Annotated in this window: 15 protein-coding genes; 9 read left to right on the top strand and 6 right to left on the bottom strand. The window is 44.1% G+C overall.

The genetic code is table 11. The features are described from left to right. Positions 1-12: 12 nt before the first annotated feature. The 4 genes from trpA (at position 13) to aroC (ending at position 3,608) form a co-directional block, all read left to right on the top strand. Positions 13-918, top strand: a complete 906-nt coding sequence (gene trpA / locus ACYTXU_RS03615; RefSeq protein ID WP_462208434.1) for a tryptophan synthase subunit alpha — start codon at positions 13-15, stop codon at positions 916-918. Next, positions 863-1,111, top strand: coding sequence for a hypothetical protein (locus tag ACYTXU_RS03620; RefSeq protein ID WP_462208435.1), 249 nt, complete (start codon positions 863-865; stop codon positions 1,109-1,111). The genes trpA and ACYTXU_RS03620 overlap by 56 nt, the downstream gene beginning before the upstream one ends. Positions 1,112-1,137: 26 nt before the next feature. After that, positions 1,138-2,436, top strand: a complete 1,299-nt coding sequence (gene aroA / locus ACYTXU_RS03625; protein ID WP_462208437.1) for a 3-phosphoshikimate 1-carboxyvinyltransferase — start codon at positions 1,138-1,140, stop codon at positions 2,434-2,436. A 77-nt stretch (positions 2,437-2,513) separates the two neighbouring features. Further along, a complete protein-coding gene (gene aroC / locus ACYTXU_RS03630; RefSeq protein WP_462208439.1) occupies positions 2,514-3,608 on the top strand; it encodes a chorismate synthase in 1,095 nt (364 codons plus the stop codon). Between the two features lie 38 nt (positions 3,609-3,646). On the opposite strand, the gene ACYTXU_RS03635 is transcribed toward aroC, so the two are convergent. From ACYTXU_RS03635 to arsC, 3 genes are read right to left on the bottom strand one after another with little or no spacing between them, the layout of a single operon-like run. Continuing rightward, a complete protein-coding gene (locus ACYTXU_RS03635) occupies positions 3,647-4,060 on the bottom strand; it encodes a DUF2069 domain-containing protein (RefSeq protein WP_462208441.1) in 414 nt (137 codons plus the stop codon). Positions 4,061-4,097: 37 nt separating this feature from the next. After that, complete coding sequence (gene wrbA / locus ACYTXU_RS03640; protein ID WP_462208443.1) at positions 4,098-4,697, bottom strand: NAD(P)H:quinone oxidoreductase; 600 nt, start codon at positions 4,695-4,697, stop codon at positions 4,098-4,100. A gap of 12 nt (positions 4,698-4,709) precedes the next feature. Continuing rightward, entirely contained in the window at positions 4,710-5,063 is a 354-nt protein-coding gene (gene arsC, locus ACYTXU_RS03645) for an arsenate reductase (glutaredoxin) (RefSeq protein WP_462208444.1), read from the bottom strand. 50 nt (positions 5,064-5,113) lie between these two features. Between arsC and ACYTXU_RS03650 the strand changes: the two genes are divergently transcribed. Continuing rightward, on the top strand, positions 5,114-6,307 hold the full coding sequence (locus ACYTXU_RS03650; RefSeq protein ID WP_462208445.1) for a YihY family inner membrane protein: 1,194 nt from the start codon (positions 5,114-5,116) through the stop codon (positions 6,305-6,307). On the opposite strand, the gene ACYTXU_RS03655 is transcribed toward ACYTXU_RS03650, so the two are convergent. Next, the gene (locus ACYTXU_RS03655; RefSeq protein WP_462208446.1) at positions 6,278-7,855 is read right to left on the bottom strand and encodes a hypothetical protein; all 1,578 of its coding nucleotides are present in this window, start codon (positions 7,853-7,855) and stop codon (positions 6,278-6,280) included. The genes ACYTXU_RS03650 and ACYTXU_RS03655 overlap by 30 nt on opposite strands. 124 nt (positions 7,856-7,979) lie before the next feature. Here ACYTXU_RS03655 and ACYTXU_RS03660 point away from each other — a divergent pair, with 124 nt between their 5' ends. Then, on the top strand, positions 7,980-8,471 hold the full coding sequence (locus ACYTXU_RS03660) for a TlpA family protein disulfide reductase (RefSeq protein WP_462208448.1): 492 nt from the start codon (positions 7,980-7,982) through the stop codon (positions 8,469-8,471). 16 nt (positions 8,472-8,487) lie between these two features. Here the strand turns inward: ACYTXU_RS03660 and ACYTXU_RS03665 are convergent, their stop codons facing one another. Further along, a complete protein-coding gene (locus ACYTXU_RS03665) occupies positions 8,488-9,993 on the bottom strand; it encodes a beta-barrel assembly-enhancing protease (protein WP_462208450.1) in 1,506 nt (501 codons plus the stop codon). A 131-nt stretch (positions 9,994-10,124) separates the two neighbouring features. Here ACYTXU_RS03665 and ACYTXU_RS03670 point away from each other — a divergent pair, with 131 nt between their 5' ends. The 3 genes from ACYTXU_RS03670 (at position 10,125) to ACYTXU_RS03680 (ending at position 12,612) form a co-directional block, all read left to right on the top strand. Further along, complete coding sequence (locus ACYTXU_RS03670) at positions 10,125-11,255, top strand: AI-2E family transporter (RefSeq protein ID WP_462208451.1); 1,131 nt, start codon at positions 10,125-10,127, stop codon at positions 11,253-11,255. Between the two features lie 173 nt (positions 11,256-11,428). Next, positions 11,429-11,758 (top strand): hypothetical protein, encoded by a 330-nt coding sequence (locus ACYTXU_RS03675; protein WP_462208453.1) that lies wholly within the window; start codon positions 11,429-11,431, stop codon positions 11,756-11,758. A gap of 152 nt (positions 11,759-11,910) precedes the next feature. Continuing rightward, positions 11,911-12,612, top strand: coding sequence for a hypothetical protein (locus tag ACYTXU_RS03680; RefSeq protein ID WP_462208455.1), 702 nt, complete (start codon positions 11,911-11,913; stop codon positions 12,610-12,612). A 142-nt stretch (positions 12,613-12,754) separates the two neighbouring features. On the opposite strand, the gene ACYTXU_RS03685 is transcribed toward ACYTXU_RS03680, so the two are convergent. After that, entirely contained in the window at positions 12,755-14,443 is a 1,689-nt protein-coding gene (locus tag ACYTXU_RS03685; protein ID WP_462208456.1) for a serine hydrolase domain-containing protein, read from the bottom strand. Positions 14,444-14,723: the final 280 nt, after the last annotated feature.

Below are 14,723 nucleotides of genomic sequence, written 5' to 3' on the forward strand. Positions count from 1 at the left end.
AAGAGAGTGACTATGCGTTACCAACAATTATTTGCACGACTCAAAGATTCGAATCAATTGGCTTATATTCCATTTGTGCTGCTGGGTGACCCTACAGAGGAGTTGTCTTTACAACTCATTGATAGATTGGTTGAGAATGGGGCTGATGCACTGGAGCTGGGCTTTGCCTTTTCCGATCCGGTAGCCGACGGACCAGTGATTCAAACCGCCAGTCTTAGACCTTTAGCCAATGGTTTCAGTGTGCGGAAAGCCTTTGATTTGGTTGCTAAAATTCGCGTTAAATATCCTGATTTACCCATCGGCATTTTGACTTATGCCAATCTGGTCTTTGCTCCTGGCATTGAGCAGTTCTATCATGATGCGCAAAATGCAGGGGTTGATTCGGTACTGATTGCAGACTGTCCAGTAGAGGAGCGTGACCTATTTGCTCCGTCGGCACAATCAAAGGGTATCGATACGGTGTATATTGCGCCGCCTGATGCGAGCTCATCCAGTTTAGAGCTTATTGCCACCTACAGCCAGGGCTACACCTATGTGCTGAGTCGCAAAGGAATCACTGGTGCCGATAACAGTGAGCAGGAAACAGGAACTGGCTTAATTGAAAGCTTAAAGCAGTTAGGAGCACCGCCGTTAGTGCAGGGCTTTGGTATTTCTAAGCCTGAGCATGTGTTAAAGGCAGCTCAGGCTGGTGTTGATGGAATTATTACCGGCTCAGCCATAGTTAACTTGATCAATGAGCATTATAATACGCCGGATAAAATGTTAGATTTAGTGGCGGAATACGCCAAGACTATGTCTAATGCGGCACATAATGCACGTCATGAACTGAACATGACCGACTCAATTGAAAAAGGCTCACACTATGTCGATAGCAGAAACAGTCAAGCAACAATTGCTGGAAATGGAACAGCAGGTTGAAGAAGAGAAATTGTTTTTAATTGGATATCTGATTCCGATGGTGGATTTAATACCTGCCGATGATTTGTCCGATGATGAATGGTTTGCTGAATTTGCACTATTCGTTGAAGATGCTGTAGAAGCGGATGGTTTAGCCGATCGTGATGTTGAGCTGTTATCTGAACTACTGGATGAGTTGCAACCTCAAGATTAAATTAATGATAAGAGTGATGATACCTTTTGACTGATCGAATAATAATTTCAAGTGCGGTAAAGCCTTTCGAATTAAAGTTGCCCGGTAGTAAATATTTGGCCAATCGCTATGTGATATTGGCTGCCATCAGCAGTGGAACAACCCGACTGAGCAATGTTCCTAGAAATGACGATATACTCGCTGCATTGAGTGCTATTAAAGCGCTAGGTGCTGGAGTTGAATGGCTTGATCAAACTTGCGTTGAGATTCAAGGCATTGAAAGCTTTGAGCTGGCAGATGACGTTGTCATCGATTGTCATGATAGCGGTACTTTAGCGCGCTTTATTACCGCCTTAACCGGTTTGTTTTATTCGCCAGATGGGCACAAAATTACCATCACTGGCAGCCAGCAGATGCAATCACGACCAATGCAAGAAAGTGTCGCCAGCCTTGAAGGTCTTGGTGTCAGCATTGACAGTGATAATGGTTATTTACCGATAAAGGTTTCAGGACCAATTGCTGGTGGTTCTTGTGAGCTGGACGCTTCTCGAAGCAGTCAATTTTTAAGTGGTCTACTCATTGCCTGTTTAAGGTCCGAGAAAGATACCTTAATTCATTTAAGATCAGAATCCGTTTCCGAAAGTTATGTTGAGTTAACCTTGCGGGCTATAGAGTTGTTCGGTGGCGAAGTAAAGCGAATCAACTGTCGTGAATTTTTTATCCCCGGTCAGCAAACTTTAGCTGCACAAGATATTTATGTTTCCGGTGATGTGGTGAGTAGCAGCTATTTTTTAGCTGCTGCCTTGCTGGCTGAGTCAGGTTGCACTATCCATAACTATCATTTTGACTCGCCACAGGGCGAATCAAAGTTTCCTCAAGTTCTGGAGCGTATGGGTGGCAAGGTTTATCTTAAGCAGGATGATCTTAAAGTTGAATTTGATTCTCCGCTTCAAGGCATCGAAGTGGATATGGGGAATATGCCGGATGTGGTGCCAACGCTAGCTGCTTTGGCCTGTTTTGCGGAAGGCGAAACTCGTATAACCAACATTGCTCATTTAGCTTATAAAGAGTCTAATCGTATTGTCGATTTATGTGAGCAGCTGAAGAAGCTTGGTGCAGATTGTGAGTTCGATGAATCCAGTATCACCATCCACGGCGGTAAACAGTTAATAGCTGCTAAAGTTTCCAGTTGTCATGATCATCGTTTGGCCATGAGCTTAGCTTTAATCGGTATCAAGTTAAATGGTCTGACGGTTGAATCATCGGAAGCAGTAGCCAAGTCATTCCCAGATTATTGGCAGTATCTTGAGCAGATTGGTATGGTAACTGAACCAGTCTTAGAGTGAGCTATAGAGACAGTCTCAGCAGAAACAGTCTCTACAGAAAAAGTCTCAGCAGAAAATTAAAGTATTAGGAAATCCTTATGGCAGGCGATAGTTTCGGAACTTTATTCAGAGTGACCAATTGGGGTGAGTCTCATGGCAAGGCTATTGGTGCTGTAGTTGAGGGCTGCCCAGCAGGCTTGAAACTGTCTGAGGAAGATATTCAAGTTTTTCTTGACCGTCGTCGTCCTGGCCAAAGCTCAATTACCACTCGGCGCGATGAATCGGATCAGGTGCAGATCCTCTCCGGCGTTGTTGGTGGAATCACTACCGGCACGCCAATTAGTCTGTTGATCCCCAATCAGGATCAGCGCAGCAAAGATTACTCTGAGCTTGAATCTATTTTTAGACCGAGCCACGCCGATTACACCTACCAGAAAAAATACGGCATACGTGATGTAGCTGGCGGTGGTCGTAGTTCAGCGCGAATTACAGCAGGACACGTGGCGGCCGGTGCTATTGCACGCAAAGTACTTGAGCAAGCACTAGGCACTGAGATTGTAGGCTATGTTAAAAGCGTCCAAGATTTAACTATGACTCTTGATTCTGATGCGGTGGATGCCAGCCTGATAGAGCAGACTCCTGTACGTTGTCCTGATTTAAAACTGGCTGAACAAATGATTGCCAAGATTGAACAGGCTCGAAAAAACGGTGACTCGCTGGGTGGTATTGTTGAGTGCCGAATCAAGTCTGTACCGGTAGGTTTGGGCGAGCCGGTCTTTGATAAATTAGAAGCTGATTTGGCTAAAGCCATGATGGCGATTAACGCCTCAAAAGCTTTTGAAATTGGTTCCGGTTTCGCAGGGACTTTATTGAGTGGCACAACTCACAATGATGTCTTTATTAATCCGGATGGCAAAGTCAAAACTCGAACTAATAATTCTGGTGGAGTATTAGGCGGAATTTCCAATGGTATGCCGATCGTATTTAGAGTGGCTTTTAAGCCAACGCCGACCATCATTAAGGAGCAGGAAACGGTTAACCTTGAAGGTGAAGAAACGGTGTTTCATGGACGTGGTCGTCATGATCCTTGCGTGTTGCCGAGAGCTGTGCCGATTGTTGAAGCGATGGCGGCCTTAGTGCTGTGTGACCACTTCCTGCGATTCAGGGCTTATAAAGATTTATTCAATGTTTAGCTGTGCACATTGAGTCATTAGAAATAAAAAGGGCTGGTTTATTCCAGCCCTTTTGCTTTTTTAGCATCTTGATTCGTTTTTATGCCGTGTCCCAATGCGTTTTTCTTAACGTATAAAACTGAAGCAAAGAAATAGGTTACGCAGAGTATTGAAATGATCAGTGACCATTGAAATTTGTCCGGCTCAATAATGTAGAAAAAAGCATAAAAGAAGGGTAGTAAAATAATAAAGCCTGTCCATCCGTAGGTGTAGGTTTTGCCTTTAAAAAGCCCTGGAAGAGCGATCAATAAAGGCGCCCACCAAATGGCTAATGAAAAATAGACTAAGGCCTGACTATCATGATTTTTAATAATAAAGAAAGGCATCATAATCAGGAGCGCCAGGTAAACCGCGAGCCCGATTAAACGGTAGCGGATTGCGCTGACTAAGTGTGGGTTTAAATTATTTTGCATGAAGATCTCTTATCTTAAATTAATTAATTCGATTAGCTTAGCCAGCTGCTAATTGTTTACTTATGCCTGCAATCCGCTTACCTTGAGCAATGCACAGTTTTTTTTCTGATTCGCTAATTGACCTATCATTATCACTACCAGCGGTATGAGATGCACCGTAAGGTGTGCCGCCAGTCTCTGTATGAATCAGCTCAGTTTCAGAGTAGGGCAGACCAGTAATTAGCATGCCGTGATGCAACAAAGGTAGCATCATGCTCAATAAAGTTGCTTCTTGTCCACCATGTAAAGTTCCTGTTGAAGTGAAGACTCCCGCTGGTTTGCCTGCCAGTGCGCCCGACATCCAGATAGCTGAGGTGGTTTCCAGAAAATACTTTAGCGGTGATGCCATGTGGCCAAAGCGAGTTGGGCTACCTAGAATAAGTCCATCACACCCTTTAAGCTCGTCCAGTGTCACAAACGGGTCGCTTGCTTCTTGCGGGCGGGTGTCTGCTGGTTCTTGTTCAGCGCTGACAATGGCGGGCACAGTTCTTAATAAAGCTTCGCAACCATCGACAGTTTCGACACCACGAGCAATAAGACGCGCCATCTGGCGGGTATGGCCCTGGCGCGAATAATACAAAATCAGGATTTGCTGCAAAATTATTCCTTGTTATTTAATGACTGTCAGCACATTTTCAGGAGGGCGGCCTACGGCAGCTTTATCGCTTGAAAAAACGATAGGGCGCTCAATCACCTTTGGATTGCTGACCATGAGCTCAATGACTTGCTCTTTGGTTAAGTCAGGGTTATCTAACCCAGCTTCTTTGTACTCTGCTTCCTTAGTGCGAATGATGTCACGCGGCGAAACGCCTAATAACTTTACGATTTGCTTGAGCTTTGTTTTACTGGGAGGAGTCTTTAAATACTCGATAACATTAGGTTCGACACCGTTTTCTTGTAAAAGAGCCAATGTTTGGCGTGATTTTGAACAGCGTGGATTATGTAAGATATTAATTTCACTCATAATATGATGTAATTTGTTCAGACGTAGGGCTATTTTAGGCATAAATGAGCATGGAAAAAAGATGGAAGTGGTTAAAAGCCTTTATTAAATTTGTTTTTATCCAGTTTAATCGAAAGCAGGCCAGCGCCATGGCGGCAGAACTAACGCTAAGCAATATGTTGGCGTTAGTGCCATTAATGACGGTTGCTGTCAGCTTAATGGCCGTTTTTCCTAACTTTGAGGGCGTTAACGCACAAGTCCAGTCCTTAATTTTTGATAATCTGCTGCCAGAAACAGGATTGGCGGTACAGGAACACCTTAATGAGTACGTTTCAAAGTCTAAAAATCTTTCTGCAATCGGTTTTGGGTTTTTAATTGTAACTTCGCTGTTACTCATGCGTTCGATCGATCGTTCTATTAATGCACTTTGGGAAACCCCGACTCAACGTAAAGGAATCCACAAAATATTGGCTTATTGGGCAATGCTGACTATGGCGCCGATATTAATTGCTGCCAGCTTAGCGGCTTCGTCTTATTTTGCCACCTTGCCCATTGTTTCAGACTTGAGTGGAATATTGACCTTTGGCTTGCCTTTTATACTCATTGTATTAGCATTTTCAGCTTTATATATGGTTGTGCCCTATACTCAAGTTAGCTTCTATAAGGCCTTAATTGCCGCAACAGTTACGGCAATATTGTTCGAAACAGCAAAATATGGTTTTGCTATTTTTATCACCAAGTTTTCAAGTTACGAGCTGATTTATGGCGCCATTACTGCGATCCCAATTTTCTTCCTATGGGTTTACCTTTCCTGGTCCATTCTGCTATTGGGCGTGATTATTTGCTTTGGGCTTCATCGTTTTGAAGTGGAAAGCGAGAAGCATGAGCACGAATTTATTTCTGTGTTAAAAATCCTGCAGTTTTTTATTCGGGCTCAGGACAAAGAAAGCTCACTCTCACTCGACCAGCTTAAGAGTAAATTCATTTACTTACACGAGCAGACCTTACGTGGCTACATTGAGCAATTGTTAAGGCTTAATTTTTTAGCTAAGTTGGAAGGGGAGCAATATTGCTTGAAGCTAACAGGCCACTCATTGACTATTGAAGAGGTGTATCGTCGAGGCAACTGGCGTTTGCCCAATGATAATCAGGTTTTGTCAGAGGATAAGAACGACGGCTTCAGCACACCAATAGAGCAGGCAAACTTGGAGTTAGGAAAAGCCCTGGATGTGGACTTAGTCTCGACGAATTCCGAAAACAGCTAATTGAGAGCTACTTTCAATAATGTGGGTAACGTAACTTGGATAATGTTTCCCATCGATTTCTAGCTGTAGCAATTTCTGTCCGCCAATAAGACTCCGGGAGGCGATCATGGTTGATGGGAATTCGCCGCTTTGTTTTAGTGTGATGATAGGATGTTTTACGATTTCATCATCTTTGGTCTTGGTCAGATAATAATTTAGTTGAGGCTCGCCGCGAAGATACTCAACACCAATAGTCGTTCCGCGCGCATGGTCAATGTTTTGCCAGCGACTAACCGCAAGTTGCCAGCGTCGGGATTCTTCTTCATTGTGCTCTATTCTGATTAGAGCAATACTCCCCACTGATAGTTGTGCGACATGCTGTTTGTTATGACGAATGCACATACCGCCTTCACTATAATTGACTGCCTGCCAGTTAATGCCCAACTTGTAGTCGTCACCTAGCAATTCCTTTATTTGATAACCTAGATGCTCATCAATGGTTAGCTTACCTTTTGAAGAAAGAATTTTCTGAATTGCGTTAGGTCCCCAGACTATGCTCACTTGGCTCATCATAGGATAACGGGTGGAGTTTCTCTTTAAGTGCTGGTCGCAATAGGTAAAGATGCGATGCAATAATTTCAGGGCCAGCTTTGTGTCGATTGCTTTGTAGAAGCCGGGTTTAGGGACTTCCTGGCTTTCTTCAAGCTTAAGCATCTGTTGCTCGACAACTTCAAGTAGTTGGTTGGTCAGTAGTAATCGCAAATGGCCGGAATCTTCGTATTCGGTTTCTTTTCGGATAAAGAGAGGCTTCTTACCTTCACTTAAATTAATGATAAAGCAACGACTCTCGCTAAAGTGTTGTAGGTTTTTATCTAAAACAGCTTTATTGCCCCAGTGTGCGAAATATTTAAATAAATGCCAATGCAGATTATCACCAAGATGGTAGGGGTCAACAATCGCCATTAAGCAGCTTCGAATATAACTTTGCTCAATACTGGCCATGGGTTCCAGCGCGTCATCAATGTTGTTGACTTTCAGGCGATGTAATTTGTTGTCGCCAGCAAACTCATATAGCATATGAAGTTCATGCCAGATATAGGCGGGTACTGGTGTATGGAGCTGATAATGTTCAATTAACATTATGCCCAGGTAATGTTGCGAATAATTGATGGCCTTTGCCAATCTTTGTTTTTTATTCAGTGCAAACTTCTGGGTTGATAATTCATCAACGATTCGTTTAAAGGCAAATGCCATTTCTGTGCTTAGCGAATGCAGCGCTTTAAGTTGTTCATGGCTGACTTTGATAGTGCGGCGGTCATTGTGCTCTCGCAGGTGCTTACTAACCTGCAGGTAGGCTCTACTAAGCGTTATAAAGTTAGTCTCACGATGGGCAATTTTTTGCTGACAGCGGTTGAGTGTTTTGGTCACTTTAAGTAACTCATCAATTGCTCGATCAATATTTGAAAAAGCCAGTCGCTCAAACCATGCGTTAATAGCTGAGGGTGCTGTATCCAGCATAAATTCCTGGCCAGCCTGCAGGGAGGGATATGTGAGCTTTAATTGAGTCATTAATAGCGCCTAATTGGTTATAGTTCTATTATTTATAATGTCCACTCAGTATAATATGCCCGAAAGTTTGTGGCATTTCCACCATTCTATTCAAATTAATTCTTTCTAACCCAATGATTTATAAATGATTATTATGAAACAATTGTGTTTGCGCTTGATTTACATTGGCTTTGTTCTGGGGTTTGTCGCCGCTTGCGATACCAGTAAGGATTTTTCGCTGCTTAATGGCGAACAGAAGAACTTGTCGGATTACCGAGGAAGTTGGCTGGTGGTGAATTTCTGGGCCGAGTGGTGTCCACCCTGTCTAGAGGAGATTCCTGAGTTAAATTTATTGGCACAGGAGAATGACAGCATTCATGTCCTAGGAGTTAGTTTCGATAAATTGCCGAATCAGGAATTGATTGAGCTGGTTGAAAAGCTGGATATTCAATATCCGGTTGTGGCAACAGAACCTATGCCCTATTTACCGATGGAGCGTCCACTGAGTCTGCCTGCGAGTTATATTGTGACACCGAAAGGAGAAGTCATGGGGCCGTTAATGGGTAAAGTCGATCGCCACAAGATTGTTGAGCTAATCGAAAAAATTAAATCTGCACAAGCCTCCACTGCTCAATAATCCTAAGTTTACCAAGTCATTGATGGTCAAAGCGGGAGCGGCGAGAGTTTTCGGTTAGAATCTCGCGAATCTTTTGATTAACTTCTTCCAGCCGTGCTTGAATGCGAGTCTGTGCATAAGGGTCTTTTGAAGTGCTGTTGAGCGCTAGCTCGAAGTGTTTTTTCGCGGTTCTTAAATCCCCCAGTAATAGCAAATACTGCCCAGTTGTTTCGTGCATTTCCGGTGTGTGTCCAGCTTCTGCCTGAGCTTCGGCTAGAACATACAAATAACTTGGATTGTAGCGATTAACATCTACATATCTTAAGAGTAACTTTTCTGCTTCTTGGGCTTTATCATTTTCAAGATATATTTGTGCGGTGGCTAAAATCAGCTTTGTCGAACCGGGGGTTTTATCCAGCTGGTTCTTGAGCTCGGGTAGTATGGCTGAAGCAGTATTATTGACTCTGTGTGTTTCAGCTAGACTAAACAACAATAGATGGTTATCAGGATATTCTTTATACAAGGACTCTAGTACTGAAAGTGCTTCTTGTGTTTTCCCTCGCTCTTTCAAAAACTCTGCAAACAGGTAGCGGTCCTCGATTGACGTCAATTGTTTCGCCTTATATCGCTTTTCTAATAAGCGGAAGCTATCCTCACTATTGATCAGGTCGATACTACGGACGCGAGCCTTAACCAGCTGGTAATCAACAGAGTTTTGATGGTCGACTTGTGGGTATAGCTCGGCACGTTCTCGCGCTGCTGCGATACGATTTCTGGAAAGAGGGTGAGTCAATAGAATTTCAGGTGGCTTCAACGAGTAGCGGCTGGCCTGTTGCAAGGTTTCAAAAAAATCAGCGGCAGCTCGCACATCAAAACCTGCACTGGACAACATGGTGATGCCGATTCTATCGGCTTCTTTTTCGTTATCACGAGTGTGAGTAATAATGCTTTGATGCGCTGCAGCTTGAGTCGCTGCAACACCGGCCATGCCTGCTTCAGGATCCTGGGTCGCTACAATAACTGAGGCTATCAGCCCCAAAACGGTTGGAAGGGAAAGGTCTTGTTGTTTTTCCAGGCGTCTGGCCAGGTGTCGTTGGGTAACGTGTGCCACTTCATGTCCGAGCACCGAAGCAAGCTCGCTTTCACTTTGTGAGGCTGTAATCAGCCCTGAATGTATTCCGATATATCCGCCCGGCAACGCAAAGGCATTGATCGAGCCTTCCTGAATCACGAAGAACTGAAAACGACGTCCTAAGGCATCAGGGTTGGCTGCGACTAGCTTATGCCCTAATTGTTGAATATAGTCGGTTATTAGAGGGTCTTTCATTAAAAACTGGCTGCGCCTAATCTGGCTCATGATCCTGTCGCCAATGGCCTGCTCTTCATCCACTGAAAGCGTTGAACCGGCTGTGTCACCGAGCTTAGGTAGATCATTGGTTGCCGCCAATGCGGACATTGATGACAGAGCAATGACTGTGCTAAAACTCAATGAAGCGAGCAGGGAGGAGACCTTTTGGCGTATCAACTTTCGGGATGTTTTCATAAACAATTAAATGTCACACAATATAATCATAAGCAAGTTACTGTATATGATGGGACTTGTGTGGTAAAAGTTCAATCTTGAACTGTGTATCATGTTTGCAGTTAAATCATTGACCTTGTATTGGATATTCCATGACAACCATTTTTACTCGTTGGTTTAGACGTAATTTTTCAAGCCCTGCAACGATTGTGCTTAGCATGTTGTTGATCGTGGGCTTCTTCGTTATTTTAACGGTTGGCGATATTTTGGCCCCAATCCTGTGGGCTCTGGTTTTTGCCTACCTGCTAGAATGGGTGGTCTCTGCGCTACAGCAGAAAAGAGTGCCCCGACTCTGGTCTGTCATTATCGTATTTGCAGGTTTCATTGGTATGGCATTGGTTGTGTTTTTTGGCCTGATACCTTTGGTCTGGAAGCAGGGCGTTAAGCTGGTCGCTGAGCTACCGAATATAATGACCAAGGTTCGAGAGAGCATTCTCGAACTTCCTGAAAAGTATCCTAACTTTGTCAGTACAGAACAGGTAAGTGCTATATTCTCCAGCTTAAACAGCGAGCTTGCTAACTGGGGAGAAGCGATTTTAAGCGCTTCAGTGGAATCATTGATGAGTATTGCAACAGTGATGGTCTACATCATTTTGGTGCCGTTACTAGTCTTCTTCTTCCTGAAAGATCGCAATACCATTATAGGCTGGTGTACCCAATGGCTGCCTCAAGAGCGACATCTGGCTGAGTCTGTGTGGAGTGAAGTGAATCGACAAATCGGTAACTACATTCGTGGCAAGGTGTTGGAAATTGTTATCGTAGGCACTACTTCCTATATCGCATTCCTGATTATGGGACTCAATTACGCCTTGTTATTGGGCGTGTGCGTGGGACTTTCGGTGTTGATTCCATACATAGGTGCGGCATTAGTGACCATCCCCGTGGCCCTGATTGCATTTTTCCAATGGGGTTTCACCCATGATTTTTATATCATGCTGGTCATATACCTCATTATTCAGATTTTAGACGGTAACCTTCTAGTGCCGTTAATTTTCTCCGAAGCGGTCAATCTGCATCCTGTAGCCATCATCGGCTCAATTCTCCTGTTCGGCGGCTTGTGGGGCTTCTGGGGCGTCTTCTTTGCCATTCCGTTAGCAATACTCGTCAACGCTGTTTTATCAGCCTTAAAAGGCCATAAAATCCAACTGGAAAAAGAAGAGCAAGAAGAAGAACTCGGTGAACAAAAAGTGCTTGGTTCGCCAGAACCTACGGAAGAGCCTTAATATAGAATTGAGTTAGAGAAGCCTTGTAATAGCTGTGCATCTGTTACTCCCGCGTAAGCGGGAGTTCACTCCGCCAGCTCATTCATGAAAAGTCGAAACTTGTAAAAACATCCTGATGATAATAAAGTCCTTGAGATGAGCTCGCAGAATAAAAACTCCAGATAGTAATAATAATGAGAAAGACAGATAAGAAAATGGATAATATGCTCAGAGAGGCATTGACTGAGGTCTGTTGTGTTGCACGGGAGAAATTTGGAGGATTTGACTGGTTAACCCATTTTGTAAACTATAGTCGCTTCCCAGGCTCGCTTGCCGTAGTGTGTATTTATCATACGAACGAGCAGCTAGCGGAGACAGATAAGGAGGGGCTTCGCTCCTTAATAAAAGAAAAATTGGAGTCGATTGACGTAAAGTTAAAAGATATTCGGCAGCACGTTAGATTTGATACTGAAGAAAATTGTAACGTTGAAAACGATGGGCGATGGCATGAGCGTTTTCGATAACTATAGTTAAAAAAGTTAATGTAATTATAATTATTCTTTAATAAGAAAAATGTAGGGGGGAAGTAATGTTTTTGATATGGGGTTCCAAAAGGGTTGCACGGAAGCTGGGTTTTGTCGCTGAAGTTTGCCCTCGTTGTTGTGAAGTGCGAACTGTGAAAGTTAAACGTATTGGCATGGCTGGGCATATCTTTTTTGTTTCATTAAGCCGAGGAAGTCTTTTAGGCTTTTCCGGGGAGTGTACTCAATGTTCTGGAGAGTTTGAAATACAACCAACGGACTATCCTGCATTTGAAAAGAAGAGAAAAGTAGAACTTAATTCATTAGTTGCAAAGACTAACCCCAAGCTTCTACCAAACAATATCGTGGCCATTAAGTCGTTCCAACGATTTTCTCAATTACGAGATCCCTTTCTTCGTTTTAATCAAAGTTTAATTGATCGCTATGCCCGGGGAACAAGGCTTGATCTGCTAAGCGGTTTAACTCTACTAGCCACCTTTGTAATACCTATATCTGTTGGCTTTGCTATTCAGTCAATGTCTTTCTCGGATGTGGTTAAAGAAGGGGTTACTAAATTCGCTATCGGTCTATTTCTTATTGGGTTGATAGGAACTATTGTCTTACTCCGTGGGGAGCAAAAGCGATTTTTTCGCAAGAGACTATTTTCGGAAGTTACTCGCTCTCTCAAACCGCTAAATCCACAACATGCAGAGCTTGACTCGTGTTTAGCCTTATTGAGGAAATATGACTACAAAATCAGCAAGTTTGTAACTACGGATAGTATTATGCAAGGAATAAGAATGAACGCGAGCCAAGGGAGTGAGTGGGGACAAAGTAAGCCAACTCATTTTGGTTAATTAATGTAAAGCTTTATGTTCGCACAGACTTTAATCTTGACTATTGCACACAAAAAAGCCTCGTGACTAAGCGAGGCTTTTTTTGTGCGGCAGTATGTTGTTAGGAAATTATAAACAAGCAATTCGTTTATTCTTTATTAACTTACTCACCTACTCGAGGCGCCGGCATTTTCTGCCCGCCTTGATGCAAGGTTAAACCACTGGCCGGTTGATCTCCTTCCAAATCAAATTCTAGCTTGGCGCCAATTTGTTTGTTGTGTAGCATGTTTTCGCTGTAGGCGATAAAGTCTATGGCTGGTTGGCCGGTAGCTTGGCCGGTTAAGCCCTTTTCACCGCGACGGATGCTGAGGATGAAGTTGGGTTGAATTTGGTAATCACCCACCAAGCGTTCCATCTGCGCTGGAGTCAGTTCGATTTCTACGAGTACTTCGACAGTGTCGCTGATCTTCTCGGCATATTCTGGATTAGCTTCGCCACCTTGAAAGAAATCAAGTCCGGTCACTTTGCCCTGTTCATCACGTTTAAGCTGGAATGAACTTAGAGAGTTTAAGAAGACGAAGCGATCATCACCTACTGGGCGTACTTTGAATTCTGCGCCACTGTCGCGTTGACTGATAATTTCTCCATCTACCAGACGCAAGCTGCGAGTGGTGTTCTCGTTAATGCGGTAGACACCGACCACTTCTTTGAGTGCTTCATCCGAAAGCTTTACGGTCGGAAGTTCAATCGGGAAGGGCTTATTTATGGCTAGTGCAGCCAGGCGCTGGGCAACATCACCTGGGCGTGGTTCCAGACCGGCATAGTTGCTCAATACAACCACCGATAGCTTTTCTTCCGGTAACCAGAGTGCGTGCGTATTAAAGCCATGAATACCGCCACCGTGATGAAGCATTAGTTGACCGTGAAGGCTTCCGCGCATCAGTCCGTAACCGTATCCGGCTTCACTCGCGGCTTCGTCCGGCGTATACATCCGCTCCAACATTTTTTTGGAGATGATCTCGCCGCCATGCAAGGCTCGCTGCCAGCGATCTACGTCCAGTGCTGTCGCTGAAAGCGCACCAGCCGCATGAGGCTGGGTCATGCTAAGCCAGGGCGCATTGATGGGTTTGTTGTCAGCCATCTGATATCCACGCGCACGACCGGCCAGAACTTGTTCATCGGGATAATAACCTGTGTGTTCGATGCCAGCAGGTTTGAGTAGTTTTTCTTCTATGTAGGCATTCCAGCTTTGTCCACTGACTTTTTCAATGATCGCGCCAAGTAACACGTAGCCTGAATTGTTGTAGCGCCAGCTTTCACCCGGAGCGAAGTCGTCCTCAATCTCTGCAAACACAGCGATCAATTCTTCCGTACTGACTTCACGGCGAATGCGCTCATCGGTAAAGTAACCGGGAATGCTGGTGTAGCTGGCAATACCTGAGGTGTGATTGAGTAAATGATGAATGGTGACATCATCTGCGGGGAAATCCGGTAGAAAGCGGGTTAATGGATCATCCAGTGATAGTTTTCCCTCTTCGGCTAGCAACAGTATTGCTGCAGCGGCATATTGTTTGGTAACTGAGGCCAGGCGTAGAGTATGGTCTTCGCTCATGGCAACGCCCATCTCAAGATCAGCCATACCGTAGGCCTCTGAGAAAATGACTTTACCATCTTTAGAAACCACCACGGTCGCTCCGGGAGCATCCTCTTGGTACGTTTTTTCTAGCACCGCCCGGAAGGCGCTCATTTCTTTTGTGGGTGAGCTTTCTTTCTCAGGTACGCTGGCACAAGCCGCCAGGCTCAGCAGCAGGGCACTTCCCCACACAGTTGTTATTGATTTTAAGGGCTTCATTCCTTCCTTTCTCCTATTATTAGATGCGGCAACAGTTTTGCCAGTTGTTTGCGAAGAGTTTTACGCCACGATTTTTGCTAAGTCAATCATGGGAAAAGGACAATTCAGGAAGGAGAAGCAAAGAGTGTTTATTTGAAGCTGAAAACACCAAGAATAGCGCTGAGATGTTTCTTTTTGTTATGTGTTAACCCTATGAAATATAAGGATTATCTATCTTGATAAAACTGGCGGTGAAGAGAATGTAATCTCATCTATGAATTTGTATTGTAAAGTGTTACAG

Source organism: Kangiella sp. M94, assembly GCF_054926195.1.

Coding starts and splice junctions, on each gene's coding strand:
- trpA (WP_462208434.1), top strand. CDS start 13: ATGCGTTACCAACAATTATTTGCACGACTCAAAGATTCGAATCAATTG.
- arsC (WP_462208444.1), bottom strand. CDS start 5,063: ATGAGTGAAATTAATATCTTACATAATCCACGCTGTTCAAAATCACGC.
- ACYTXU_RS03685 (WP_462208456.1), bottom strand. CDS start 14,443: ATGAAGCCCTTAAAATCAATAACAACTGTGTGGGGAAGTGCCCTGCTG.
- aroC (WP_462208439.1), top strand. CDS start 2,514: ATGGCAGGCGATAGTTTCGGAACTTTATTCAGAGTGACCAATTGGGGT.
- ACYTXU_RS03660 (WP_462208448.1), top strand. CDS start 7,980: ATGATTATTATGAAACAATTGTGTTTGCGCTTGATTTACATTGGCTTT.
- ACYTXU_RS03635 (WP_462208441.1), bottom strand. CDS start 4,060: ATGCAAAATAATTTAAACCCACACTTAGTCAGCGCAATCCGCTACCGT.
- ACYTXU_RS03620 (WP_462208435.1), top strand. CDS start 863: ATGTCGATAGCAGAAACAGTCAAGCAACAATTGCTGGAAATGGAACAG.
- ACYTXU_RS03655 (WP_462208446.1), bottom strand. CDS start 7,855: ATGACTCAATTAAAGCTCACATATCCCTCCCTGCAGGCTGGCCAGGAA.
- ACYTXU_RS03675 (WP_462208453.1), top strand. CDS start 11,429: ATGAGAAAGACAGATAAGAAAATGGATAATATGCTCAGAGAGGCATTG.
- ACYTXU_RS03670 (WP_462208451.1), top strand. CDS start 10,125: ATGACAACCATTTTTACTCGTTGGTTTAGACGTAATTTTTCAAGCCCT.
- ACYTXU_RS03665 (WP_462208450.1), bottom strand. CDS start 9,993: ATGAAAACATCCCGAAAGTTGATACGCCAAAAGGTCTCCTCCCTGCTC.
- ACYTXU_RS03650 (WP_462208445.1), top strand. CDS start 5,114: ATGGAAAAAAGATGGAAGTGGTTAAAAGCCTTTATTAAATTTGTTTTT.